This window comes from Escherichia sp. E4385 (genome assembly GCF_963883145.1).
Lineage (GTDB): Bacteria > Pseudomonadota > Gammaproteobacteria > Enterobacterales > Enterobacteriaceae > Escherichia.
The window spans coordinates 87,470-111,351 of sequence record NZ_CAWOOJ010000014.1 but is presented as its reverse complement, the minus strand read 5'-3'; the positions used below and the strand labels follow the sequence as shown (position 1 = coordinate 111,351).

The following is a 23,882-nucleotide window of genomic DNA, read 5'->3' as shown; positions in this document are numbered from 1 at the left end:
AACACGACGCATCCCGCTACCGCGAAAACCTTTGATCCTGAAAGACACGCAGTGCAGTTGGTTAATAAATGTCCGCGCTTCCCACGGCGCGCCATTACGCTATTGCAAATGCAAATAGTTATCAATAATATTATCAATATATTTCTGCGATCAATGAAAAATTCACAATAAACATAAGGTTATGATGTGGCGGCGTTAAAGGTGGGAAGTGATAGCTGGTGGCAGTCGAAACATGGCCCTGAATGGCAGCGTCTTAATGACGAAATGTTTGAGGTCACTTTCTGGTGGCGTGATCCACAAGGTTCTGAAGACTACTCGACGATAAAGCGCGTATGGGTCTACATCACTGGCGTCACCGATCACCATCAAAATAGCCGCCCCCAGTCGATGCAGCGAATTGCAGGTACCGATGTCTGGCAGTGGACGACACAACTCAATGCCAACTGGCGCGGCAGCTACTGTTTTATTCCCACCGAACGCGATGACATTTTTTCTGCACCATCCCCTGATCGCCTCGAGTTACGCGAGGGATGGCAAAAATTACTCCCCCTGGCGATAGCCGATCCGCTGAATCCACAAAGCTGGAAAGGCGGGCGAGGGCACGCTGTTTCTGCACTCGAAATGCCGCAAGCGCCCCTGCAACCTGGTTGGGATTGTCCGCAAGCGCCAGAAATACCTGCCAAAGAAATTATCTGGAAAAGTGAACGGTTGAAAAATTCACGCCGTGTATGGATTTTTACCACCGGAGATGTAACAGCAGGAGAACGCCCGCTGGCAGTTTTGCTTGATGGCGAATTTTGGGCGCAGAGTATGCCCGTCTGGCCTGTGCTGACTTCGCTGACCCATCGTCAGCAACTTCCTCCCGCCGTGTATGTGTTGATCGACGCTATCGACACCACGCACCGCGCCCACGAACTGCCGTGTAATGCCGATTTCTGGCTGGCAGTACAGCAAGAGTTATTACCCCTGGTGAAAGCTATTGCCCCTTTTAGCGATCGCGCCGATCGCACCGTGGTCGCCGGGCAGAGTTTTGGTGGGCTTTCCGCGCTGTATGCCGGACTGCACTGGCCTGAACGCTTTGGTTGTGTATTAAGCCAGTCAGGATCGTACTGGTGGCCGCATCGGGGCGGGCAGCAAGAGGGCGTGTTACTTGAAAAGCTTAAAGCTGGTGAAGTTAGCGCCGAAGGTCTGCGCATTGTGCTGGAAGCGGGTCTTCGCGAGCCGATGATCATGCGGGCCAATCAGGCGCTGTATGCGCAATTACACCCCATAAAAGAATCCATTTTCTGGCGTCAGGTTGACGGCGGACATGATGCGCTTTGTTGGCGCGGTGGCTTGATGCAGGGGCTAATCGACCTCTGGCAACCGCTTTTCCATGACAGGAGTTGAATATGGCATTCAGTAATCCCTTCGATGATCCACAGGGAGCGTTTTACATTTTGCGCAATGCGCAGGGGCAATTCAGTCTGTGGCCGCAACAATGCGCGTTACCGGCAGGCTGGGACGTTGTGTGTCAGCCGCAGTCACAGGCGTCCTGCCAGCAGTGGCTGGAAGCCCACTGGCGTACTCTGACACCGGCGAATTTCACCCAGTTGCAGGAGGCGCAATGAGCCAGCATTTACCTTTGGTCGCTGCACAGCCCGGCATCTGGATGGCAGAAAAACTGTCGGATTTACCCTCCGCCTGGAGCGTGGCGCATTACGTTGAGTTAACCGGAGAGGTTGATGCGTCATTACTGGCCCGCGCGGTGGTTGCCGGATTAGCGCAAGCAGATACGTTGCGGATGCGTTTTACGGAAGATAACGGCGAAGTCTGGCAGTGGGTCGATGATGCGCTGACGTTCGAACTGCCAGAAATTATCGACCTGAGAACCAACATTGATCCGCACGGTACTGCGCAGGCATTAATGCAGGCAGATTTGCAACAAGATCTGCGCGTCGATAGCGGTAAACCACTGGTCTTTCATCAGCTAATACAGGTAGCAGATAACCGCTGGTACTGGTATCAGCGTTACCACCATTTGCTGGTCGATGGCTTCAGTTTCCCGGCCATTACCCGCCAGATCGCCAACATTTACTGCGCATGGCTGCGTGGCGAACCAACGCCTGCTTCGCCGTTTACGCCTTTCGCTGATGTAGTGGAAGAGTACCAGCAATACCGCGAAAGCGAAGCCTGGCAGCGTGATGCGGCATTCTGGGCGGAACAGCGTCGTCAACTGCCACCGCCCGCGTCACTTTCTCCGGCACCTTTACCGGGGCGCAGCGCTTCGGCAGATATTTTACGCCTGAAACTGGTATTTACCGACGGGGAATTCCGCCAGCTGGCTACGCAACTTTCAGGTGTGCTGCGTACCGATTTAGCCCTTGCGCTGGCGGCTTTGTGGCTGGGGCGATTGTGCAACCGCATGGACTACGCCGCCGGATTTATCTTTATGCGTCGACTGGGGTCGGCGGCGCTGACGGCTACCGGACCTGTGCTCAACGTTTTGCCGTTGGGTATTCACATTGAGGCACAAGAAACATTGCCGGAACTGGCAACCCGACTGGCGGCTCAACTGAAAAAAATGCGTCGTCATCAACGTTACGATGCCGAACAAATTGTCCGTGACAGCGGGCGCGCGGCAGGAGAGGAACCGTTGTTCGGTCCGGTACTCAATATCAAGGTATTTGATTACCAACTGGATATTCCTGATGTTCAGGCGCAAACCCATACCCTGGCAACCGGCCCGGTTAATGACCTGGAGCTGGCCCTGTTCCCGGATGAACACGGTGATTTGAGTATTGAGATCCTCGCCAATAAACAGCGTTACGATGAGCCAACGTTAATCCAGCATGCTGAACGCCTGAAAATGTTGATTGCCCAGTTCGCCGCGGATCCGGCGCTGCTGTGCGGCGATGTCGATATTATGCTGCCAGGTGAGTATGCGCAGCTGGCGCAGATCAATGCCACTCAGGTTGAGATTCCAGAAACCACGCTGAGCGCGCTGGTGGCAGAACAAGCGGCAAAAACACCGGATGCTCCGGCGCTGGTTGATGCGCGTTGCCAGTTTAGCTATCGGGAAATGCGCGAGCAGGTGGTGGCGCTGGCGAATCTGCTGCGTGAGCGCGGCGTTAAACCAGGCGACAGCGTGGCGGTGGCATTACCGCGCTCGGTCTTTTTGACCCTGGCGCTACATGCGATTGTTGAAGCAGGTGCGGCCTGGTTACCGCTGGATACCGGCTATCCGGACGAGCGCCTGAAAATGATGCTGGAAGATGCGCGTCCGTCGCTGTTAATCACCACCGACGATCAACTGCCGCGCTTTGCTGATGTTCCAGATTTAACCCGCCTTTGCTATAACGCCCCGCTTACCGTACAGAGCAGTGCGCCGCTGCAACTTTCACAACCGCACCACACGGCTTATATCATCTTTACCTCTGGCTCCACTGGCAGGCCAAAAGGGGTGATGGTCGGGCAGACGGCTATCGTTAACCGCCTGCTTTGGATGCAAAATCATTACCCGCTCACGGGCGAAGATGTCGTTGCCCAAAAAACGCCGTGTAGTTTTGATGTCTCGGTGTGGGAGTTTTTCTGGCCGTTTATTGCCGGGGCGAAACTGGTGATGGCTGAACCGGAAGCGCACCGCGACCCGCTCGCTATGCAGCAATTCTTTGCCGAATATGGCGTAACGACCACGCACTTTGTGCCGTCGATGCTGGCGGCGTTTGTTGCTTCGCTGACGCCAGAAACCGCTCGCCAAAGTTGCGCGACGTTGAAACAGGTTTTCTGTAGCGGTGAAGCCTTACCGGCCGATTTATGCCGCGAATGGCAGCAGTTAACCGGTGCGCCGTTACATAATCTGTATGGCCCGACGGAAGCGGCGGTAGATGTCAGCTGGTATCCGGCTTTTGGCGAAGAACTGGCACAGGAGCGCGGCAGCAGCGTGCCGATTGGTTATCCGGTGTGGAACACGGGCCTGCGCATTCTCGATGCGATGATGCATCCGGTGCCGCCGGGTGTGGCGGGTGATCTCTATCTCACTGGTATTCAACTTGCGCAAGGATATCTTGGACGACCCGATCTGACCGCCAGCCGCTTTATTGCCGATCCTTTTGCCCCAGGTGAACGGATGTACCGTACTGGAGACGTTGCCCGCTGGCTGGATAACGGCGCGGTGGAGTACCTCGGGCGCAGTGACGATCAGCTAAAAATTCGCGGGCAGCGTATCGAACTGGGCGAAATCGACCGCGTGATGCAGGCGCTGCCGGATGTCGAACAGGCTGTTACTCATGCCTGTGTAATTAACCAGGCGGCAGCCACTGGTGGTGATGCGCGTCAACTGGTGGGCTATCTGGTGTCGCAATCAGGCCTGCCGCTGGATACCAGCGCATTGCAGGCGCAGCTTCGCGAAACATTGCCACCGCATATGGTGCCCGTGGTTCTGCTGCAACTTCCACAGTTACCACTTAGCGCCAATGGCAAGCTGGATCGCAAAGCCTTACCGTTGCCTGAACTGAAGGCACAAGCGCCGGGGCGTGCGCCGAAAGCGGGCAGTGAAACGATTATCGCCGCGGCATTCGCGTCGTTGCTGGGTTGTGACGTGCAGGATGCCGATGCTGATTTCTTTGCGCTTGGCGGTCATTCACTACTGGCAATGAAACTGGCAGCGCAGTTAAGTCGGCAGTTTGCTCGCCAGGTGACGCCGGGGCAGGTGATGGTTGCGTCAACCGTCGCCAAACTGGCAACGATTATTGATGGTGAAGAAGACAGCTCCCGGCGCATGGGATTCGAAACCATTCTGCCGTTGCGTGAAGGTAATGGCCCGACGTTGTTTTGTTTCCATCCGGCGTCCGGTTTTGCCTGGCAGTTTAGCGTGCTCTCGCGTTATCTCGATCCACAATGGTCGATTATCGGCATTCAGTCGCCGCGCCCTCATGGACCCATGCAGACGGCGGCAAACCTGGATGAAGTCTGCGAAGCGCATCTGGCAACGTTACTTGAGCAACAACCGCACGGTCCTTATTACCTGCTGGGGTATTCGCTGGGCGGTACGCTGGCGCAGGGCATTGCGGCGCGGTTGAGGGCTCGTGGCGAACAGGTGGCATTTCTTGGCTTGCTGGATACCTGGCCGCCAGAAACGCAAAACTGGCAGGAAAAAGAAGCCAATGGTCTGGACCCGGAAGTGCTGGCGGAGATTAACCGCGAGCGCGAGGCCTTCCTGGCAGCCCAGCAGGGAACGGCGTCGACAGAGCTGTTTACCACCATTGAAGGCAATTATGCCGATGCAGTGCGGCTATTAACCACCGCCCATAGCGTACCGTTTGATGGCAAAGCTACGCTGTTTGTTGCGGAGCGTACACTTCAGGAAGGTATGAGCCCCGAACGCGCCTGGTCGCCGTGGATAGCTGAGCTGGATATTTATCGTATAGATTGTGCGCATGTGGATATTATTTCTCCAATCGCATTTGAAAAAATTGGACCAATTATTCGTGCGACGCTAAATAAATAACTTTATCTTAAATGCAAATCCATAATTACGATAAATAATTATGGATTTTGTTATTTATCGTATTGATATTTACTGAGTGGTTTGTCTGAAAATGCGCCAAACATTGCGTTTGCTGCGTGGAATTTACAAAGTTCAGCTTCGGATAATTCTCACCAACTGGTAAAGTGTGCGCCGTGGAAATTTACCCTCATTGGACTCATTTTCAGGTTATACCGTATGTCATCACTGAATATTAAGCAGGGAAGCGATTCTCATTTTCCCGATTATCATCTGGCGCCGACCAGCAATAATGAAATTGATTTACTTAAACTTATCGAAGTTTTGTGGTACGCAAAAACGCGGATAATAGCGGTGGCTTTTGTCTTTGCCTGTATCGGATTACTGGTGTCTTTCATCCTGCCGCAAAAATGGACCAGCTCGGCAGTCATCACGCCCGCAGAGGCTGTTCAGTGGCAGGACCTGGAGAAAACCTTTACCAAACTCCGTGTTCTTGATCTCGATGTTAATATCGATCGTGGCGGTGTATTTAATCTGTTTATCAAGAAATTTCAGTCAATTAGCTTGTTGGAAGAGTACCTGCGCTCATCACCTTATGTGATGGACCAATTAAAAGAGGCGAAAATCGACGAATTGGATTTGCATCGCGCAATTGTCGCATTGAGCGAAAAAATGAAAGCGGTGGATGACAATGCCAGTAAGAAAAAAGATGAACCGTCATTGTATACCTCCTGGACGCTAAGTTTCACCGCACCCACCAGTGAAGAGGCACAGAAAGTGTTGGCCGGGTATATCGATTATATCTCTGCGTTGGTGGTGAAAGAGTCGATAGAAAACGTCCGTAATAAACTGGAAATCAAAACCCAGTTTGAAAAAGAAAAGCTGGCGCAGGATCGCATTAAAACGAAAAACCAACTTGATGCAAACATTCAGCGTCTCAATTATTCACTCGATATTGCTAATGCAGCAGGCATTAAAAAACCTGTTTACAGTAATGGTCAGGCAGTAAAAGATGACCCTGATTTTTCTATTTCTCTCGGCGCAGACGGTATTGAACGCAAACTGGAAATTGAAAAAGCGGTTACTGACGTTGCGGAACTGAACGGTGAATTACGTAATCGTCAGTATCTTGTAGAACAATTAACAAAAGCAAATGTCTACGATGTTGATTTTACGCCGTTTAAATATCAGTTGCGTCCGTCATTGCCGGTGAAAAAAGACGGTCCGGGTAAGGTGATTATTGTGATCCTTTCCGCGTTGATCGGCGGTATGGTGGCTTGTAGTGGCGTGCTGTTGCGCCATGCGATGGCATCCAGAAAACAGGATGCCATGATGGCAGACCACTTAGTTTAAATCTTCGCGGTTGAAGGTGCCGTTCGTCCGAGCGGCACCACGAGCGGCGTTCCGGCTACCGGATCGTCAATAATCATGCAGCGCAGACCGTAAATGCGCTCGATCAATTCAGCAGTGACAATCTCCTTCGGCGCTCCCTGAGCAACAATTTTCCCTTCCCGCAACGCAATCAAATGGCTGGCGTAACGACAGGCCTGATTAAGATCGTGCAGCACTGCCGCCAGGGTATAGCCTTTCTCACGGTTCAGTTCGCTTAACAGTTCCAGCAAATCAATTTGATGACTGATATCCAGCCAGGTCGTGGGTTCATCAAGCAGCATAATCGCCGTTTCCTGGGCCAGCACCATCGCGATCCACGCTCGCTGGCGTTGTCCGCCGGAGAGGGTATCCACGCTTTGATCCGCCAGATGAGTTATTCCCGTGGCCTGCATCGCTTTCGTTACCGCCTCTTCATCTTTTTTCCGCCAACGAGTAAACAGCGGTTGATGCGGGTAACGCCCGCGAGCTACCAGCTCCTGCACGGTGATATCTCCCGGCGTGGTGGCGTTTTGTGCCAGCAGACCAATCCGACGGGCTACCTCCTTGCTGGCGTAATGTTGAATGTGCTCGCCATCCAGCCAGACATGCCCGTGAGCAGGTGTCATCAGGCGGCTTAGGGTACGCAGTAACGTGGATTTACCGCAGCCATTTGGCCCGATAATTGCCGTGAAGTGACCATCAGGAATTTCTACAGTCAAATTTTCCGCAACGGTATATTTGCCATATCCGAGGGTTAACTGTTCGCCGCGCAAACGGGCTACTGATTCGGTCATTTTTTGCGAGACTCCTGAATTAACAAGACGATAAGGTAAATACCGCCGAGGCTGACGGTAACGACACCAACCGGAAGTTGATACGGCATAAACAGTTGCTGAGCGCAGAGATCGGCCGCCAGCAGTAACAGCGCTCCGCACAGCGCCGCCTGGGTCAGCCCCCAGCGAGCGGTGCCGCTAATGCGTCGGGCAATGTGCGGCGCGACTAAAGCAATAAAGGAAATCGGCCCGGCAAGCGCCGTTGCCGCAGCGGTAAGCACCACCGCCACCAGCATCATTAACAGACGCGAACGTTCGACACTGACGCCCAGCGCGCAGGCGGTGTCATCGCCCATCTCCAGCAAGCGCATTCGCCGTACCAGTAAGGCGGCGGCAATGAGCATCAATATAATGATGGGCGCGGAAGGCGAGGTTTTTGCCCACGTCAGGCCGTTGAGCGATCCGGCATTCCATAATCCTGCGGTTAGCGCCGTTTCTAAAGACGCTTTCAGCAGCAGCCAGGTATTAAAGGCCACCAACATGGCGCGGACGCCGATGCCGATAATAATCAACCGAAAGGTGTCGATGCCGTTACGCCAGGCAAGCAGCCAGACCAGCAGTGACGTGACAATACCCCCTGCCATTGCTGCCAGCGCGATAGCCGTCAGGTCCTGACCAAACAGCACCATCGCCACCAGCACGCCGCTCCACGCTCCGGTGTTAAAGCCCATTACGTCAGGGCTGCCGAGTGGGTTACGCATCAACGACTGAAAAATCGCGCCGCTGACGCCCAGCGCCGCGCCAATTAACAACGCCATCAGCACGCGTGGTAAACGCCATTCGGTGACCACCATCGTCATACTGCGCGGCGCATCACCCATCAGCGCGGCGAATACCTGCGAGGTTTCCAGCGTGACGGCACCGCTGCGTAATCCCCAGACACTCGCCACCACGCAGGCGGTAATCAGCAGTAAGCAGGTGATGATTAATCGGCGAGAGACGTAAATCATGCGCCACCTCGTGTTTTACGTCGCACGAGGAAGATCAGCACCGGAGCACCAATAAAGGCACTGACCACGGAAACGCGCAGTTCACCGGGCACAATCACCCGCCCGATGATATCGGCAAACAGCAGCAGGGCAGGGGTAGCGAGTAGCGTGACGGGCAGCGACCAGCGATGATCGGCACCTACCAGCCAACGCGCCATATGCGGCATCATCAGGCCAATAAAGGCAATCGGGCCAACTACCGCCGTCGCACTACCACAAAGCACGGTAATCGCCAGCAGACCAATCAACTGTGTGCGCGCCACGCGACTGCCCAGCGCCGTCGCGGTGTCGCTGCCAAGGCTTAAACTGTTAAGCGCGCGACTCAGTAATAGCGCAGTTGCTCCGGCGATCAGCACCGGGATCAGCACCACTTTTAAGGTGTGTAAATTACGAATATCCAGCGAACCGGCTTGCCAGAAACGCAGTTGATCGTAGACGTCAGGATTAAGCAGGGCGATGCCGCTGGTCAGCCCTTCCAGCACCGCCGCCAGCGCCACGCCCGCCAGGGTTAAACGCACCGGGCTTAACTGCCCGCCGCCCTGGCTGCCGGTAAAGGCAACAATCAACGAGGCCACCAGCGCCCCGGCGAAAGCCATCACCAGTTGTTCCTGGGCGGATGAGTAACCAAACAGCGCCGCGCCCAGCACAATGGCAAAGCTGGCTCCGGCGTTCACGCCAAGCAAGCCGGGGTCGGCAAGTGGGTTTCGGGTGAGGGTTTGCATTAACGCCCCGGCAAGGCCAAGCGCACTGCCCGCCAGCAATCCGGCCAGGGTACGCGGCAGTCGCGCGTCGAGCACGATAGTGCAGTCGGCGCTCTGGCAGGTGCCGGAGAGGGCCTCCAACACGACGGAAGCGGGGAGTGATTTTGCCCCAATGAGCAGGCTTAATGCCGTCGCGATAATCAGTAATAACAGCAATCCGGGCACGGCAATGGCGCGTGTCACGGCAACAGAACCAGACATACGAACTTCCATGATAATGAAATTAATTATCGTTATCGATCTTATTTGGATATGTTAGCATGTGCAGCCTAAGAATAGGTATTTAAAATATTTGATGGCAAGGCATTGTAATGAATAAACAATCCTGGCTGCTTAACCTCAGCCTGTTGAAAACGCACCCGGCGTTTCGCGCAGTATTCCTCGCTCGTTTTATCTCAATTGTGTCTCTGGGTTTGCTCGGCGTCGCGGTGCCGGTGCAGATCCAGATGATGACCCATTCTACCTGGCAGGTGGGGCTTTCGGTGACGCTGACCGGCGGCGCGATGTTTGTTGGTCTGATGGTTGGCGGTGTGCTGGCGGATCGCTATGAGCGCAAAAAAGTGATTCTGCTGGCGCGCGGCACCTGTGGCATTGGCTTCATTGGACTGTGCCTGAACGCGCTGCTGCCGGAGCCGTCTTTGCTGGCAATCTATTTACTCGGATTATGGGATGGCTTTTTCGCGTCACTTGGCGTTACGGCGCTACTGGCGGCGACACCTGCACTGGTAGGGCGTGAAAATTTAATGCAGGCCGGGGCGATCACCATGTTGACCGTGCGGCTGGGATCGGTGATTTCGCCCATGATGGGCGGCTTACTGCTGGCGACTGGCGGTGTAGCCTGGAACTATGGGCTGGCAGCGGCGGGCACGTTTATTACCTTGCTACCGTTGTTAAGCCTTCCGGCGTTGCCACCGCCACCGCAGCCGCGTGAGCATCCGTTGAAATCATTACTGGCAGGATTTCGTTTTCTGCTCGCCAGCCCGCTGGTGGGCGGCATTGCGCTGCTGGGTGGTTTATTGACGATGGCGAGCGCGGTGCGGGTACTGTATCCGGCGCTGGCTACCAACTGGCAGATGTCGGCGGCACAGATTGGTTTTCTCTATGCGGCGATCCCGCTCGGCGCGGCTATTGGTGCGTTAACCAGCGGGAAGCTGGCACATAGTGCGCGACCAGGGTTATTGATGCTGCTCTCCACGCTGGGATCGTTCCTCGCCATTGGTCTGTTTGGCCTGATGCCGATGTGGATTTTAGGCGTGGTTTGTCTGGCGCTGTTCGGCTGGCTGAGCGCGGTCAGTTCGTTGCTGCAATATACAATGCTGCAAACGCAAACCCCGGAAGCGATGTTAGGGCGGATTAACGGTTTGTGGACGGCACAGAACGTGACGGGCGATGCCATAGGCGCGGCGCTGCTGGGCGGTTTGGGAGCGATGATGACACCGGTGGCTTCCGCAAGCGCGAGCGGTTTTGCTTTGTTGATTATCGGCGTGTTGTTGTTGCTGGTGCTGGTGGAGTTGCGGCGTTTTCGCCAGACGCCGCCACAGGTGACAGCGTCCGACAGTTAATGCTTAAAACAGCGCCTTAAGTCGTTCCAGCACTTGCATGGCGCTGTAGTAATCCAGACGGAACGTCTCGGTTCCCAGCGCATAAACCTGCTTGTTTTGTACTGCAGGCAGGTGCGCGAGCAGCGGATTGGCATAAATTGCATCGGCATCTTTCTGATCACCAGCGAACAGGAATAGTGACTCGCCATTTAACCCTGCCGCCAGATTTTCCCCACCAAGCTGAATGATGTCATGGCGTTTGCCCTGGCTTTGGCTGGCGTTTAACCCTGCGGGCAATTTCGCCAGCGTAAAGCCGAGTTGTTCCAGCATCTGCCCTTGTGCTGATTCCGGCGTCCAGAGATTGGCGCTGTGCGCGGCAGCAGTATAAACAATGGCGGTAACCGGCTGCGGCGGCAGTTTGATCTGCGCTTTCGCCGCCGCCAGTTGCTTATCAAACTGCGCAATCCTTTCTGCCGCTTGTCTCTCATGCCCGGTAATTTCGCCTAACTGCGTTAACAGCGACTGCCAGCTTTTGTCGTCGTAATTGATGATTAACGTCGGCGCGATGGTGGAAAGCTGATCGTACAGCGCCAGCGCCGAATCGCCGCCGGTGGCGCTAATTAAAATCAGATCTGGCATTTGCGCGGCAACGGCTTCGGCGTTCGGTTCCCCGATATAGAGGCGCTGCAGTTTGCGTTCTTTCGCCACCTCGCTCCACTGGCGTAAAAAGCCCTGGTCATCCGCGACGCGGTTATTTGGCGTAGTTGCACCACTGGCAATCACTGGGGCATCAATCGCCAGCAACGAACCCGTCAGCGTGACGCTGGTTGAGACGATGCGCTGTGGCTGGCTTTCCAGCATATGAGTGCCGCGGCTGTCAGTCACCTGACGCGGCCAGTCGGCGGCCTGCACTGCGGATATTCCTGAAAGTAAAAAGCCTGTTAGTAGAAGAGCGGTGCGGTAGAGCGGGGCGAGTCTCACAAATCAGCGTCCTGTTATTAATGAAGTTAATGCTTCTCATTTTCATTGTAACCACAAGCAGATGCAACCCCGAGTTGCAGATTGCGTTACCTCAAGAGTTGACATAGTACGCGTTTGCTTTTAGGTTAGCGACCGAAAATATAAATGATAATCATTATTAAAGCCTTTATCATTTTGTGGAGGATGATATGGATACGTCACTGGCTGAGGAAGTACAGCAGACCATGGCAACACTTGCGCCCAATCGCTTTTTCTTTATGTCGCCGTACCGCAGTTTTACGACGTCAGGATGTTTCGCCCGCTTCGATGAACCGGCTGTGAACGGGGATTCGCCCGACAGTCCCTTCCAGCAAAAACTCGCCGCGCTGTTTGCCGATGCCAAAGCGCAGGGCATCAAAAATCCGGTGATGGTCGGGGCGATTCCCTTCGATCCACGTCAGCCTTCATCGCTGTATATTCCCGAATCCTGGCAGTCGTTCTCCCGTCAGGAAAAACAAGCTTCCGCACGCCGTTTCACCCGCAGTCAGTCGCTGAATGTGGTGGAACGCCAGACAATTCCGGAACAAGCCACGTTTGAACAAATGGTTGCCCGCGCCGCCGCACTTACCGCCACGCCGCAGGTCGACAAAGTGGTGTTGTCACGGTTGATTGATATCACCACTGACGCCTCCATTGATAGCGGCGTATTGCTGGAACGGTTGATTGCGCAAAACCCGGTTAGTTACAACTTTCATGTGCCGTTGGCTGATGGTGGCGTTCTGCTCGGGGCCAGCCCGGAACTGCTGCTGCGCAAAGACGGCGAGCGTTTTAGCTCTATTCCGTTAGCCGGTTCCGCGCGTCGTCAGCCGGATGACGTGCTCGATCGCGAAGCGGGTAATCGTCTGCTGGCGTCAGAAAAAGATCGCCATGAACATGAACTAGTGACTCAGGCGATGAAAGAGGTACTGCGCGAACGCAGTAGTGAGTTACACGTTCCCTCCTCTCCACAATTGATCACCACGCCGACGCTGTGGCATCTCGCAACTCCCTTTGAAGGTAAAGCGAATTCGCAAGAAAACGCACTGACTCTGGCCTGCCTGCTGCATCCGACCCCCGCGCTGAGTGGTTTCCCGCATCAGGCCGCGACCCAGGTTATTGCTGATCTGGAGCCGTTCGACCGCGAGCTGTTTGGCGGCATTGTGGGTTGGTGTGACAGCGAAGGTAACGGCGAGTGGGTGGTGACTATCCGCTGCGCGAAGCTGCGGGAAAATCAGGTGCGTCTGTTTGCCGGAGCGGGGATTGTGCCTGCGTCGTCACCGTTGGGTGAGTGGCGCGAAACAGGCGTCAAACTTTCTACCATGTTGAACGTTTTTGGATTGCATTAAGGAGCGAGGATGAGCATTCCATTCACCCGCTGGCCGGAAGAGTTTGCCCGTCGCTATCGGGAAAAAGGTTACTGGCAGGATTTGCCGCTGACCGACATTCTGACCCGCCACGCCGCGAGTGATAGCATCGCGGTTATCGACGGCGAGCGGCAGTTGAGTTACCGGGAGCTGAATCAGGCGGCGGATAACCTCGCCTGTAGTTTGCGCCGTCAGGGCATTAAACCTGGTGAAACCGCGCTGGTACAACTGGGTAACGTCGCTGAACTTTATATTACCTTTTTCGCGCTGCTGAAACTGGGCGTTGCGCCGGTGCTGGCGCTGTTCAGCCATCAGCGTAGTGAACTGAACGCCTATGCCAGCCAGATTGAACCCACATTGCTGATTGCCGATCGCCAACATGCGCTGTTTAGCGGGGATGATTTCCTCAATACTTTCGTCACAGAACATTCCTCCATTCGCGTGGTGCAACTGCACAACGACAGCGGTGAGCATAACTTGCAGGATGCGATTAACCATCCGGCAGAGGATTTTACTGCCACGCCATCACCTGCTGATGAAGTGGCCTATTTCCAGCTTTCCGGCGGCACTACCGGCACACCGAAACTGATCCCGCGTACCCATAACGACTATTACTACAGCGTGCGCCGTAGCGTCGAGATTTGTCAGTTCACACAACAGACGCGCTACCTGTGCGCGATCCCGGCGGCTCATAACTACGCCATGAGTTCGCCAGGATCGCTGGGGGTATTTCTCGCTGGCGGCACTGTCGTTCTGGCGGCCGATCCCAGCGCCACGATTTGCTTCCCATTGATTGAAAAACATCAGGTTAACGTCACCGCGCTGGTGCCACCGGCAGTCAGCCTGTGGTTGCAGGCACTGGCTGAAGGCGAAAGCCGGGCGCAGCTTGCCTCGCTGAAACTGTTACAGGTTGGTGGCGCACGTCTTTCAGCCACGCTTGCGGCGCGTATTCCCGCAGAGATTGGCTGCCAGTTACAGCAGGTATTCGGCATGGCGGAAGGGCTGGTGAACTACACCCGACTTGATGATAGCGCGGAGAAAATTATCCATACCCAGGGCTACCCAATGTGCCCGGACGATGAAGTGTGGGTTGCCGATGCCGATGGAAATCCACTGCCGCAAGGGGAAGTTGGACGCCTGATGACGCGCGGGCCGTACACCTTCCGCGGTTATTACAAAAGTCCGCAGCACAATGCCAGCGCCTTTGATGCCAACGGTTTTTACTGTTCCGGCGATCTGATCTCTATTGATCCAGAGGGTTACATCACCGTGCAGGGGCGCGAGAAAGATCAGATCAACCGTGGTGGTGAGAAGATCGCTGCCGAAGAGATCGAAAACCTGTTGCTGCGCCATCCGGCGGTGATCTACGCCGCACTGGTCAGTATGGAAGATGAGCTGATGGGCGAAAAAAGCTGTGCTTATCTGGTGGTAAAAGAGCCGCTGCGCGCGGTGCAGGTGCGTCGTTTCCTGCGTGAACAGGGTATTGCCGAATTTAAATTACCGGATCGCGTGGAGTGTGTGGATTCACTTCCGCTGACGGCGGTCGGGAAAGTCGATAAAAAACAATTACGTCAGTGGCTGGCGTCACGCGCATCAGCCTGAAGGAGAGAACACGATGGCTATTCCAAAATTACAGGCTTACGCACTGCCGGAGTCTCACGATATTCCACAGAATAAAGTCGATTGGGCCTTTGAACCGCAACGTGCCGCGTTGTTAATCCATGATATGCAGGACTATTTTGTCAGCTTCTGGGGCGAGAACTGCCCGATGATGGAGCAGGTGATCGCCAATATTGCGGCGCTGCGCGACTACTGCAAACAGCACAATATTCCGGTTTATTACACTGCCCAGCCGAAAGATCAGAGCGATGAAGATCGGGCGCTGTTGAATGATATGTGGGGGCCGGGCCTGACCCGCTCGCCGGAACAGCAAAAGGTGGTGGATCGCCTGACGCCAGATGCCGACGACACGGTGCTGGTGAAGTGGCGCTACAGCGCGTTTCATCGTTCTCCGCTGGAGCAAATGCTCAAAGAGAGTGGGCGTAACCAGCTGATTATTACCGGGGTATATGCCCACATTGGCTGTATGACCACCGCAACCGACGCATTTATGCGCGATATTAAACCGTTTATGGTGGCGGATGCACTGGCCGATTTCAGCCGTGACGAGCATTTGATGTCGCTGAATTATGTGGCCGGACGTTCTGGCCGGGTGGTGATGACCGAAGAATTACTGCCAGCACCTATCCCCGCCAGCAAAGCGGCGCTGCGTGAGGTGATCCTGCCGTTGCTGGACGAGTCCGATGAACCGTTCGATGACGACAACTTGATCGACTACGGTCTGGATTCGGTGCGCATGATGGCGCTGGCGGCGCGCTGGCGCAAAGTGCATGGCGATATCGACTTTGTCATGCTGGCGAAAAACCCGACCATCGACGCCTGGTGGAAGCTACTCTCCCGCGAGGTGAAATAATGGATTTCAGCGGTAAAAATGTCTGGGTAACTGGCGCGGGGAAAGGTATCGGCTACGCCACGGCGCTGGCATTTGTTGAGGCGGGAGCGAAAGTTACAGGTTTTGATCAAGCGTTCGCTCAGGAGCAATATCCCTTTGCGACCGAAGTAATGGATGTTGCCGATGCTGCGCAGGTGGCGCAGGTATGTCAGCGACTGTTAGCTGAAACGGAGCGACTGGACGTGCTGGTTAATGCGGCGGGAATTTTGCGCATGGGCGCGACCGATCAGCTCAGTAAGGAAGACTGGCAGCAGACTTTTGCGGTCAATGTCGGCGGTGCGTTTAACCTGTTCCAGCAGACCATGAATCAGTTTCGTCGCCAACGGGGCGGGGCGATTGTCACTGTGGCGTCCGACGCTGCGCACACGCCGCGTATTGGCATGAGTGCTTATGGCGCGTCGAAAGCGGCGCTGAAAAGCCTGGCGTTGAGCGTCGGGCTGGAACTGGCGGGTAGCGGTGTGCGCTGTAATGTGGTTTCACCGGGTTCCACCGACACCGATATGCAACGCACGCTGTGGGTGAGCGATGACGCCGAAGAGCAGCGTATTCGCGGCTTTGGCGAGCAGTTTAAACTCGGCATTCCGCTGGGGAAAATCGCCCGTCCACAAGAGATCGCCAACACGATTTTGTTCCTCGCTTCCGATCTCGCCAGCCATATCACCCTACAGGATATCGTGGTAGATGGCGGCTCAACGCTGGGGGCATAAGCATGATCTGGAAACGCCATTTAACGCTCGACGAACTGAACGCCACCAGCGATAACACAATGGTGGCGCATCTGGGAATTGTGTATACCCGTCTGGGCGATGATGTGCTGGAAGCCGAAATGCCAGTTGATACCCGTACTCATCAGCCGTTTGGCCTGCTGCATGGCGGCGCGTCGGCAGCGCTGGCGGAAACGCTGGGATCGATGGCCGGATTTATGATGACCCGCGACGGACAGTGTGTGGTGGGCACGGAACTTAACGCCACCCATCATCGCCCGGTGTCTGAAGGCAAGGTACGCGGCGTCTGCCAGCCGTTGCATCTTGGGCGGCAAAATCAGAGTTGGGAAATCGTCGTTTTCGATGAACAGGGGCGGCGTTGCTGCACTTGTCGGCTGGGTACGGCAGTTTTGGGATGAGCCCGACAGAATTAAATGAGATTGTTGGAAAACTCGGTTAACGGAGTGATCGAGTTAACATTGTGAAGTTAAATATTGGTTTCAACTCCGATTTACATGGTTGCTGTGTTGTTAAATTGTACAAAGATGTTATAGAAACAAAATGTAACATCTCTATGGACACGCACACGGATAACAACTATGAACAAATCAGGGAAATACCTCGTCTGGACAGTGCTCTCTGTAATGGGAGCATTTGCTCTGGGATACATTGCTTTAAATCGTGGGGAACAGATCAACGCACTGTGGATTGTGGTGGCGTCGGTCTGTGTCTATCTGATCGCTTACCGTTTTTATGGTCTGTATATCGCCAAAAATGTGCTGGCGGTTGACCCGACGCGTATGACGCCAGCAGTGCGCCATAACGACGGGCTGGACTATGTACCGACAGATAAAAAAGTGCTGTTCGGTCACCATTTTGCGGCCATTGCCGGAGCTGGCCCGCTGGTGGGGCCGGTACTGGCGGCGCAAATGGGTTACCTGCCAGGGATGATCTGGCTGCTAGCCGGGGTGGTTCTCGCTGGTGCAGTGCAGGACTTTATGGTGCTGTTTGTTTCCACGCGCCGCGACGGTCGCTCGCTGGGTGAACTGGTCAAAGAAGAGATGGGACCAACTGCTGGGGTGATTGCGCTGGTAGCCTGCTTTATGATCATGGTCATTATCCTGGCGGTGCTGGCGATGATCGTGGTGAAAGCCCTGACTCATAGCCCGTGGGGAACGTATACCGTTGCGTTTACCATTCCGCTGGCGCTGTTTATGGGGATCTACCTGCGCTATCTGCGTCCGGGGCGTATTGGCGAAGTGTCGGTCATCGGTTTGGTGTTCCTGATTTTCGCCATTATCTCTGGCGGCTGGGTGGCAGAAAGCCCGACCTGGGCGCCGTACTTTGACTTTACCGGCGTGCAGTTGACCTGGATGCTGGTGGGTTACGGTTTTGTGGCGGCGGTGCTGCCGGTGTGGTTGCTGCTGGCTCCGCGTGACTACCTCTCTACCTTCCTGAAAATCGGGACTATCGTCGGTCTGGCGGTAGGCATTTTGATCATGCGTCCGACGCTGACCATGCCTGCGCTGACCAAATTTGTTGATGGCACTGGCCCGGTATGGACCGGCAACCTGTTCCCGTTCCTGTTTATTACCATCGCCTGTGGCGCGGTGTCTGGCTTCCATGCGCTGATCTCTTCCGGTACCACGCCGAAGATGCTGGCGAACGAAGGGCAGGCGTGTTTTATCGGCTACGGCGGAATGTTAATGGAATCCTTCGTGGCGATTATGGCGCTAGTTTCTGCCTGTATCATCGATCCAGGTGTGTACTTCGCCATGAACAGCCCGATGGCGGTGCTGGCTCCGGCAGGAACGGCGGATGTGGTCGCTTCTGCCGCGCAGGTAGTGAGTAGCTGGGGTTTTGCGATTACTCCGGATACGCTCAACCAGATTGCCAGCGAAGTGGGTGAACAGTCGATCATTTCCCGTGCGGGCGGTGCGCCGACGTTGGCGGTGGGGATGGCCTACATTCTGCACGGCGCGCTGGGCGGCATGATGGATGTGGCGTTCTGGTATCACTTCGCCATTCTGTTTGAAGCACTGTTTATTCTGACCGCAGTAGATGCAGGTACGCGTGCTGCGCGCTTTATGTTGCAGGATCTGCTGGGCGTGGTGTCTCCGGGTCTGAAACGGACCGATTCACTGCCTGCTAACCTGCTGGCAACGGCGCTGTGCGTACTGGCGTGGGGCTACTTCCTCCATCAGGGGGTGGTCGATCCGCTGGGCGGTATTAACACTCTGTGGCCGCTGTTTGGTATAGCCAACCAGATGCTGGCAGGGATGGCGCTGATGCTCTGTGCCGTAGTGCTGTTCAAAATGAAACGTCAACGTTACGCCTGGGTGGCGCTGGTACCAACGGCCTGGTTGCTGATTTGTACCCTGACCGCAGGCTGGCAGAAAGCGTTTAGCCCGGATGCGAAAGTCGGCTTCCTGGCGATTGCTAACAAGTTCCAGGCAATGATCGACAGCGGCAATATTCCGTCGCAGTATACTGAGTCACAACTGGCGCAACTGGTGTTTAACAACCGTCTGGATGCTGGGTTAACCATCTTCTTTATGGTGGTCGTGGTGGTTCTGGCACTGTTCTCGATTAAGACGGCACTGGCGGCATTGAAAGAGCCGAAGCCAACGGCGAAAGAAACGCCGTATGAGCCAATGCCGGAAAATGTCGAGGAGATCGTGGCGCAGGCGAAAGGCGCGCACTAAAGTCAGAGTGTGGGGGAATGTGCCGAGCGTTCCCCTTACTCTCAGCCCGAGCGTGTTGATAGCAATTAAGCCCTCATAATTCAGGAGGGCATTTGTATTACCGGAGGTTTAGATGTTTGATTCACTGGCAAAAGCCGGAAAATATTTAGGTCAGGCGGCGAAGCTGATGATCGGTATGCCTGATTACGACAACTATGTCGAACATATGCGGGTTAACCATCCTGATCAAACGCCGATGACCTACGAGGAGTTTTTCCGTGAGCGGCAGGACGCGCGCTACGGTGGAAAAGGCGGCGCGCGCTGCTGCTAAATTTGTACGTCAGGCTTTAAACGATTCCACTTTTTCGAACGCTGCACGCAACGTATCTGGTGTCAGCGTGACTGGCAGGTAGTGAATGGATTCCACCGGACGTAAGGTGTGGGCAATCACTTTGTCGATCTCCGCCTGATTATTGATATCCACTTCCAGCTCCGCCAGCGTAGTCGGCAGATGAAAACGCTGATACGCCCCGGTTAATTGCGCCAGCACATCATCCTGGCCCAGCAAGGCGCTTTGCACCAGAATACCGTAGGCAACTTTGGTGCCGTGGAGAAACTTCTCGGTTTGCGGCAGTACAGTCAGACCGTTGTGCACGGCATGGGCCGCCGCCACACGCGTAAAACGATCGCCCAGACCACCGACCATTCCGCCTCCGGCAATAATGGCATCCACCACATCGCAAAATGATTGTGTTAACTGCTGATTTTGCTGATCGGCAAGCGCCTGTTCGCTACCGTTTAACAAGACGTCGCGAATGGCCTGCGCGTTATTAATCCCCAGACGCACGGTTAGCGGCAACGTTTCTGGTTGCGGGGCCAGTACTACCGCTTCATACCATTTCGCCAGCGTGTCACCGATCCCCGCCAGCAGATATTGTTGCGGCGCATTGAGGATAATCTCAGGTTCCACCAGCACCATAAAATTGGCGTCGTCGAAAATCTCATAATGCAGCGCCTGTCCGGCATCGTTATACCAGACGGAGAGCGGTGTCCAGGCTGCGCAGGTAGTGGCGATCGTCGGAACGGCAACAAACGGCAGACCGAGACGGCGGGCGAGGGCTTTCGCGGTGTCGAGCAGTGCGCCGCCGCCGACGCCAATCACCACGCTGCGATCGTCACCGGACTCAGCCGCCAGTTGTTGTACATCGCTTTCGCTGCAATGACCGCGAAACAAAATATGCTTTGCCCCTGGCAGCCCAAACGCTGGCGGAAGTTTGGTTTGCGCCGCAGCAATGGCGCGTTCGCCGTAGATCCACACCGCGCGAGAAAGCTGTTCATCAGTGAAAAAATCGAGCAGGTGATTGAGACTTCCTGGATGTGAAAAGTAGTTAGCCGGGCCGACGACGACGCGGATGGGATTGTGAGGCATGTTGTGTTGTCCTTATTGTTTTATTTAGACATCTAAACGTCTTGATTGCCAAATACTAGCATCGTGTTATAGTGCCTTCAACACGCAACTTCGTCAGGTACAATAAAAATGACAAATAACCCTCTGATTCCACAAAGCAAACTTCCACAACTTGGCACCACTATTTTCACCCAGATGAGCGCACTGGCGCAGCAACACCAGGCGATTAACCTGTCGCAAGGCTTTCCTGATTTTGATGGTCCGCGCTATTTACAGGAGCGGCTGGCGTACCACGTTGCCCAGGGGGCAAACCAATACGCGCCCATGGCCGGCGTGCAGGCATTGCGCGAGGCGATTGCTGAGAAAACCGCGCGGCTGTATGGCTATCAACCAGATGCCGATAGCGATATCACCGTAACGGCAGGGGCGACGGAAGCGTTATATGCAGCGATTACCGCATTGGTGCGCAATGGTGATGAAGTGATTTGCTTTGATCCCAGCTATGACAGTTACGCCCCCGCCATCGCGCTTTCTGGGGGAATAGTGAAACGTATTGCACTGCAACCTCCGCATTTTCGCGTTGACTGGCAGGAATTTGCAGCATTGTTAAGCGAGCGCACCCGACTGGTGATCCTCAACACCCCGCATAACCCCAGCGCCACCGTCTGGCAACAGGCTGATTTCGCTGCTTTGTGGCAGGCGATTGCCGGGCGCGAGATTTTTGTTATTAGTGATGAAGTGTACGAGCACATCAACTTTTCACAGCAGGGCCATGCCAGCGTGCTGGCGCATCCGCAGTTGCGTGAGCGGGCGGTGGCAGTTTCTTCATTTGGCAAGACCTATCATATGACCGGCTGGAAAGTGGGCTATTGCGTTGCGCCTGCGCCCATCAGCGCCGAAATCCGCAAAGTGCATCAGTATCTGACCTTTTCGGTGAATACCCCAGCACAGCTGGCGCTTGCCGATATGCTGCGAGCAGAACCTGAGCATTATCTTGCGTTACCGGACTTTTATAGGCAGAAACGCGATATTCTGGTGAACGCCTTAAGTGAAAGTCGGCTGGAGATACTACCCTGCGAAGGTACTTACTTTTTGCTGGTGGAATACAGCGCCGTGTCTACGCTGGATGATGTTGCGTTTTGCCAGTGGCTGACGCGGGAGCATGGCGTGGCGGCGATCCCGCTGTCGGTATTTTGCGCCGATCCCTTCCCCCATAAACTGATTCGTCTCTGTTTTGCCAAGAAGGAATCGACGTTGCTGGCAGCAGCTGAACGCCTGCGCCAGCTTTAGTTATTTGACAGTCCAGGCGCGGGAATATTGACGGTCGGCAAACAGTTCTTGCAGGCCGTTAATTTGCTTCAGGCGCAGCACTTCGTCGCTGTCCATTCCCAGTTCTTTGCCAATTTTATTATCGTCCCATCCCAACTGGCTGAGTTCACGGACGATTTCCGACATTGCAGTGATTTGATGGCGTCCACGAGCGCGGTTGTGGCGAATTGTTGCTGCGATGCGCTCGTTACGATCCCCTCCCAGACAGGTAACCGGTAAATACCCTTTTAAGCGCGTTTTTAACGTGTTAGATCCTTTACCAATTTCATGACGGTGAAAGCCATCAACAATTTCCATTGTGTCAGATTGAGTGTTAGTCACCACGATAGGTTGGGTAAAACCATCAATTTCAATGGATTTTTTTAGCAGCTTCTTCTCTGGCGGTGCCACATTATTGGGGTTGTAATCATTCGGCACGAGTTGGCTATTTTTAACCCACAGAACGCAATCCACGGGCTCTTCACGAAAGGGGCTAACCTGATGGATCGCCATGCGGATTTCATTAATCGCTTTGATGCGATCGTCTTCCGGCAAGCTGGCGAGAAATTGGGTTAAATCCTGCGTTAATCGTTGTTGCATAGTATCCCCCATTCCTGACGTTTTCCTTTTATCCGTTCGTTATAACGCTGATAGTTCTTCGCTTTCGTAGGACTAAATGATAATGCCCGGCACCAGTAATCGTTATTGAGTAAAACTTTGCATATTCGCCGCCAAGAGGGGATATCTTTCGTGCCAATGTCCCCTTGCTGGGTTTGTGGAACCTCGATGCCTTTTTTCTGATACCAGTGCAAATAAATGGCGATTTTATTGCGGTAATGCTCAGCTGTTTTCTCCGGCATGCTATCGAGCAGCAATAATGCATACTCTTGCCAGTCTAAATGCTCTGGCTTGAGGATTTTCCGATGCCCATAGAAATGATTGTCATGTCCGGCGTAAATTCCGCCGCTTTTTACACCGCTGACTCGTGCGCACATAGCAGCCCAGCGATCCGGTTCGATAACGTGATAGAGCCATAATCCCTGCCGTTGCTCCGGGCCAAAAGGTTCGCAAATTCGCATGTGACGCAGAGGGACGCCTGCCTGATACATTAGGTTATACAGTGGGTTGCAGAGACTTTGATGATTTGCATACCAGGTCCAGATATCAGCCACTTTCCAGTCGTAGATGGGGTAAATGTACCAGCTATGACCGCCTGGTGCGGCCGTAGTCCAGGGTTTATCGTCGGCAAAACGCTGTTTATTCGAACTGGCGATAGCAACGAAACGGTTATAGGACTCGTCAGCCCGGATGCCGATCATCATGGCCGCCGGACGTTTTTGCGAAAACCATTCGGCAAATTCACGCACGAAATGTTCAAACGTCATACCCGGTTGATAAAACGAGAAAAATGTCGGATCGGTTATCGCATCTTCCGGGGGCTGGCGTACCCATTCAACATCAGGTTCCCAGCATTGCCATTCGGGTTGATACTGAGAAAGAGAGTTTTGCGTCGTAAGAGGCAGCGCTACCCAATAAAATTCTTCAATGACATCTGCATACTGCTCTCGTAGGGACTGAATATAGTGAATAGTTAAAGAAAACTGTGCTTCCCAGTCGATAAACAGAACGTATATTTTTTTTCCCATTTTTCTGGCCAGATTCGCGGTTAGATGAAGCATTAAGCCTGAATCTTTACCGCCAGAAAATGAGACACAAACGCGGGGTAGGGTGTTGAGTGTCCAGGTAATACGCTCTTGTGCCGCTTCCAGAATATTGAGCGGAAGAGGAATTTTATAAATAGACATCTAAAGATGCTCTCTGAACCAGACAGGCAGATAATGTGATAGTTTTTTAATTATAAAGTAAATAAATTCAAATAAGATATATTATTTTATGTATTTACATTATGAATTTTTCATTGAA

Annotated in this window: 20 protein-coding genes; 13 read left to right on the top strand and 7 right to left on the bottom strand. The window is 54.2% G+C overall.

Annotation, left to right across the window (positions count from 1 at the left end; all coding sequences use genetic code 11):
* The first annotated feature begins 186 nt into the window (after nucleotides 1–186).
* The 4 genes from fes (at nucleotide 187) to wzz(fepE) (ending at nucleotide 6,838) form a co-directional block, all read left to right on the top strand.
* Complete coding sequence (gene fes, locus AACS80_RS15045) at nucleotides 187–1,389, top strand: enterochelin esterase (protein ID WP_135409650.1); 1,203 nt, start codon at nucleotides 187–189, stop codon at nucleotides 1,387–1,389.
* A 2-nt stretch (nucleotides 1,390–1,391) separates the two neighbouring features.
* Nucleotides 1,392–1,610 (top strand): enterobactin biosynthesis protein YbdZ, encoded by a 219-nt coding sequence (gene ybdZ, locus AACS80_RS15040; RefSeq protein WP_000885787.1) that lies wholly within the window; start codon nucleotides 1,392–1,394, stop codon nucleotides 1,608–1,610.
* Entirely contained in the window at nucleotides 1,607–5,488 is a 3,882-nt protein-coding gene (gene entF / locus AACS80_RS15035) for an enterobactin non-ribosomal peptide synthetase EntF (RefSeq protein WP_138183852.1), read from the top strand. The genes ybdZ and entF overlap by 4 nt, the downstream gene beginning before the upstream one ends.
* 216 nt (nucleotides 5,489–5,704) lie before the next feature.
* Nucleotides 5,705–6,838 (top strand): LPS O-antigen length regulator Wzz(fepE), encoded by a 1,134-nt coding sequence (gene wzz(fepE), locus AACS80_RS15030; RefSeq protein WP_138183851.1) that lies wholly within the window; start codon nucleotides 5,705–5,707, stop codon nucleotides 6,836–6,838.
* Here the strand turns inward: wzz(fepE) and fepC are convergent.
* Genes fepC through fepD form a run of 3 tightly spaced genes read right to left on the bottom strand, consistent with a single transcriptional unit; the run spans nucleotide 6,835 to nucleotide 9,640 of the window.
* The gene (gene fepC / locus AACS80_RS15025; protein ID WP_135409651.1) at nucleotides 6,835–7,650 is read right to left on the bottom strand and encodes an iron-enterobactin ABC transporter ATP-binding protein; all 816 of its coding nucleotides are present in this window, start codon (nucleotides 7,648–7,650) and stop codon (nucleotides 6,835–6,837) included. The two genes, wzz(fepE) and fepC, sit on opposite strands and share 4 nt — an antisense overlap.
* Complete coding sequence (fepG, locus tag AACS80_RS15020) at nucleotides 7,647–8,639, bottom strand: iron-enterobactin ABC transporter permease (RefSeq protein WP_130206425.1); 993 nt, start codon at nucleotides 8,637–8,639, stop codon at nucleotides 7,647–7,649. Before fepG ends, fepC begins: the two co-directional genes overlap by 4 nt.
* The gene (fepD, locus tag AACS80_RS15015; protein ID WP_135409652.1) at nucleotides 8,636–9,640 is read right to left on the bottom strand and encodes a Fe(3+)-siderophore ABC transporter permease; all 1,005 of its coding nucleotides are present in this window, start codon (nucleotides 9,638–9,640) and stop codon (nucleotides 8,636–8,638) included. Before fepD ends, fepG begins: the two co-directional genes overlap by 4 nt.
* A gap of 110 nt (nucleotides 9,641–9,750) precedes the next feature.
* Between fepD and entS the strand changes: the two genes are divergently transcribed.
* Nucleotides 9,751–11,001 (top strand): enterobactin transporter EntS, encoded by a 1,251-nt coding sequence (gene entS, locus AACS80_RS15010; RefSeq protein WP_130206429.1) that lies wholly within the window; start codon nucleotides 9,751–9,753, stop codon nucleotides 10,999–11,001.
* Nucleotides 11,002–11,004: 3 nt separating this feature from the next.
* On the opposite strand, the gene fepB is transcribed toward entS, so the two are convergent.
* On the bottom strand, nucleotides 11,005–11,961 hold the full coding sequence (fepB, locus tag AACS80_RS15005) for a Fe2+-enterobactin ABC transporter substrate-binding protein (protein ID WP_130206431.1): 957 nt from the start codon (nucleotides 11,959–11,961) through the stop codon (nucleotides 11,005–11,007).
* A gap of 188 nt (nucleotides 11,962–12,149) precedes the next feature.
* Between fepB and entC the strand changes: the two genes are divergently transcribed.
* From entC to AACS80_RS14970, 7 genes are all read left to right on the top strand, one after another.
* Nucleotides 12,150–13,325: an isochorismate synthase EntC gene (gene entC / locus AACS80_RS15000; RefSeq protein ID WP_135409653.1), complete on the top strand. Its 1,176-nt coding sequence runs from the start codon at nucleotides 12,150–12,152 to the stop codon at nucleotides 13,323–13,325.
* A 9-nt stretch (nucleotides 13,326–13,334) separates the two neighbouring features.
* On the top strand, nucleotides 13,335–14,945 hold the full coding sequence (entE, locus tag AACS80_RS14995) for a (2,3-dihydroxybenzoyl)adenylate synthase EntE (protein WP_135409654.1): 1,611 nt from the start codon (nucleotides 13,335–13,337) through the stop codon (nucleotides 14,943–14,945).
* A 13-nt stretch (nucleotides 14,946–14,958) separates the two neighbouring features.
* On the top strand, nucleotides 14,959–15,816 hold the full coding sequence (gene entB / locus AACS80_RS14990) for an enterobactin biosynthesis bifunctional isochorismatase/aryl carrier protein EntB (RefSeq protein ID WP_135409655.1): 858 nt from the start codon (nucleotides 14,959–14,961) through the stop codon (nucleotides 15,814–15,816).
* Nucleotides 15,816–16,562, top strand: a complete 747-nt coding sequence (entA, locus tag AACS80_RS14985; RefSeq protein WP_000347633.1) for a 2,3-dihydro-2,3-dihydroxybenzoate dehydrogenase EntA — start codon at nucleotides 15,816–15,818, stop codon at nucleotides 16,560–16,562. The genes entB and entA overlap by 1 nt, the downstream gene beginning before the upstream one ends.
* A 2-nt stretch (nucleotides 16,563–16,564) precedes the next feature.
* Nucleotides 16,565–16,978 (top strand): proofreading thioesterase EntH, encoded by a 414-nt coding sequence (entH, locus tag AACS80_RS14980; protein WP_000637953.1) that lies wholly within the window; start codon nucleotides 16,565–16,567, stop codon nucleotides 16,976–16,978.
* Nucleotides 16,979–17,158: 180 nt separating this feature from the next.
* On the top strand, nucleotides 17,159–19,264 hold the full coding sequence (gene cstA, locus AACS80_RS14975) for a pyruvate/proton symporter CstA (RefSeq protein WP_131161029.1): 2,106 nt from the start codon (nucleotides 17,159–17,161) through the stop codon (nucleotides 19,262–19,264).
* A 112-nt stretch (nucleotides 19,265–19,376) separates the two neighbouring features.
* Entirely contained in the window at nucleotides 19,377–19,574 is a 198-nt protein-coding gene (locus AACS80_RS14970) for a YbdD/YjiX family protein (RefSeq protein ID WP_000460431.1), read from the top strand.
* Nucleotides 19,575–19,583: 9 nt separating this feature from the next.
* Here the strand turns inward: AACS80_RS14970 and hcxA are convergent, their stop codons facing one another.
* Complete coding sequence (gene hcxA, locus AACS80_RS14965) at nucleotides 19,584–20,672, bottom strand: hydroxycarboxylate dehydrogenase HcxA (RefSeq protein ID WP_135409656.1); 1,089 nt, start codon at nucleotides 20,670–20,672, stop codon at nucleotides 19,584–19,586.
* A gap of 108 nt (nucleotides 20,673–20,780) precedes the next feature.
* Between hcxA and ybdL the strand changes: the two genes are divergently transcribed.
* Complete coding sequence (gene ybdL, locus AACS80_RS14960) at nucleotides 20,781–21,941, top strand: methionine-oxo-acid transaminase (protein WP_135409657.1); 1,161 nt, start codon at nucleotides 20,781–20,783, stop codon at nucleotides 21,939–21,941.
* On the opposite strand, the gene AACS80_RS14955 is transcribed toward ybdL, so the two are convergent.
* Both AACS80_RS14955 and AACS80_RS14950 read right to left on the bottom strand, forming a co-directional pair.
* Nucleotides 21,942–22,571, bottom strand: coding sequence for an IbrB-like domain-containing protein (locus tag AACS80_RS14955; protein ID WP_130258600.1), 630 nt, complete (start codon nucleotides 22,569–22,571; stop codon nucleotides 21,942–21,944).
* Nucleotides 22,544–23,764: a phosphoadenosine phosphosulfate reductase gene (locus AACS80_RS14950; protein WP_135409658.1), complete on the bottom strand. Its 1,221-nt coding sequence runs from the start codon at nucleotides 23,762–23,764 to the stop codon at nucleotides 22,544–22,546. Before AACS80_RS14950 ends, AACS80_RS14955 begins: the two co-directional genes overlap by 28 nt.
* Between the last annotated feature and the right edge of the window lie 118 nt (nucleotides 23,765–23,882).

Coding starts and splice junctions, on each gene's coding strand:
- fepC (WP_135409651.1), bottom strand. CDS start 7,650: ATGACCGAATCAGTAGCCCGTTTGCGCGGCGAACAGTTAACCCTCGGA.
- ybdL (WP_135409657.1), top strand. CDS start 20,781: ATGACAAATAACCCTCTGATTCCACAAAGCAAACTTCCACAACTTGGC.
- AACS80_RS14970 (WP_000460431.1), top strand. CDS start 19,377: ATGTTTGATTCACTGGCAAAAGCCGGAAAATATTTAGGTCAGGCGGCG.
- hcxA (WP_135409656.1), bottom strand. CDS start 20,672: ATGCCTCACAATCCCATCCGCGTCGTCGTCGGCCCGGCTAACTACTTT.
- entH (WP_000637953.1), top strand. CDS start 16,565: ATGATCTGGAAACGCCATTTAACGCTCGACGAACTGAACGCCACCAGC.
- entC (WP_135409653.1), top strand. CDS start 12,150: ATGGATACGTCACTGGCTGAGGAAGTACAGCAGACCATGGCAACACTT.
- entS (WP_130206429.1), top strand. CDS start 9,751: ATGAATAAACAATCCTGGCTGCTTAACCTCAGCCTGTTGAAAACGCAC.
- AACS80_RS14955 (WP_130258600.1), bottom strand. CDS start 22,571: ATGGGGGATACTATGCAACAACGATTAACGCAGGATTTAACCCAATTT.
- entE (WP_135409654.1), top strand. CDS start 13,335: ATGAGCATTCCATTCACCCGCTGGCCGGAAGAGTTTGCCCGTCGCTAT.
- entF (WP_138183852.1), top strand. CDS start 1,607: ATGAGCCAGCATTTACCTTTGGTCGCTGCACAGCCCGGCATCTGGATG.
- entA (WP_000347633.1), top strand. CDS start 15,816: ATGGATTTCAGCGGTAAAAATGTCTGGGTAACTGGCGCGGGGAAAGGT.
- fepD (WP_135409652.1), bottom strand. CDS start 9,640: ATGTCTGGTTCTGTTGCCGTGACACGCGCCATTGCCGTGCCCGGATTG.
- entB (WP_135409655.1), top strand. CDS start 14,959: ATGGCTATTCCAAAATTACAGGCTTACGCACTGCCGGAGTCTCACGAT.
- cstA (WP_131161029.1), top strand. CDS start 17,159: ATGAACAAATCAGGGAAATACCTCGTCTGGACAGTGCTCTCTGTAATG.
- fepG (WP_130206425.1), bottom strand. CDS start 8,639: ATGATTTACGTCTCTCGCCGATTAATCATCACCTGCTTACTGCTGATT.
- AACS80_RS14950 (WP_135409658.1), bottom strand. CDS start 23,764: ATGTCTATTTATAAAATTCCTCTTCCGCTCAATATTCTGGAAGCGGCA.
- ybdZ (WP_000885787.1), top strand. CDS start 1,392: ATGGCATTCAGTAATCCCTTCGATGATCCACAGGGAGCGTTTTACATT.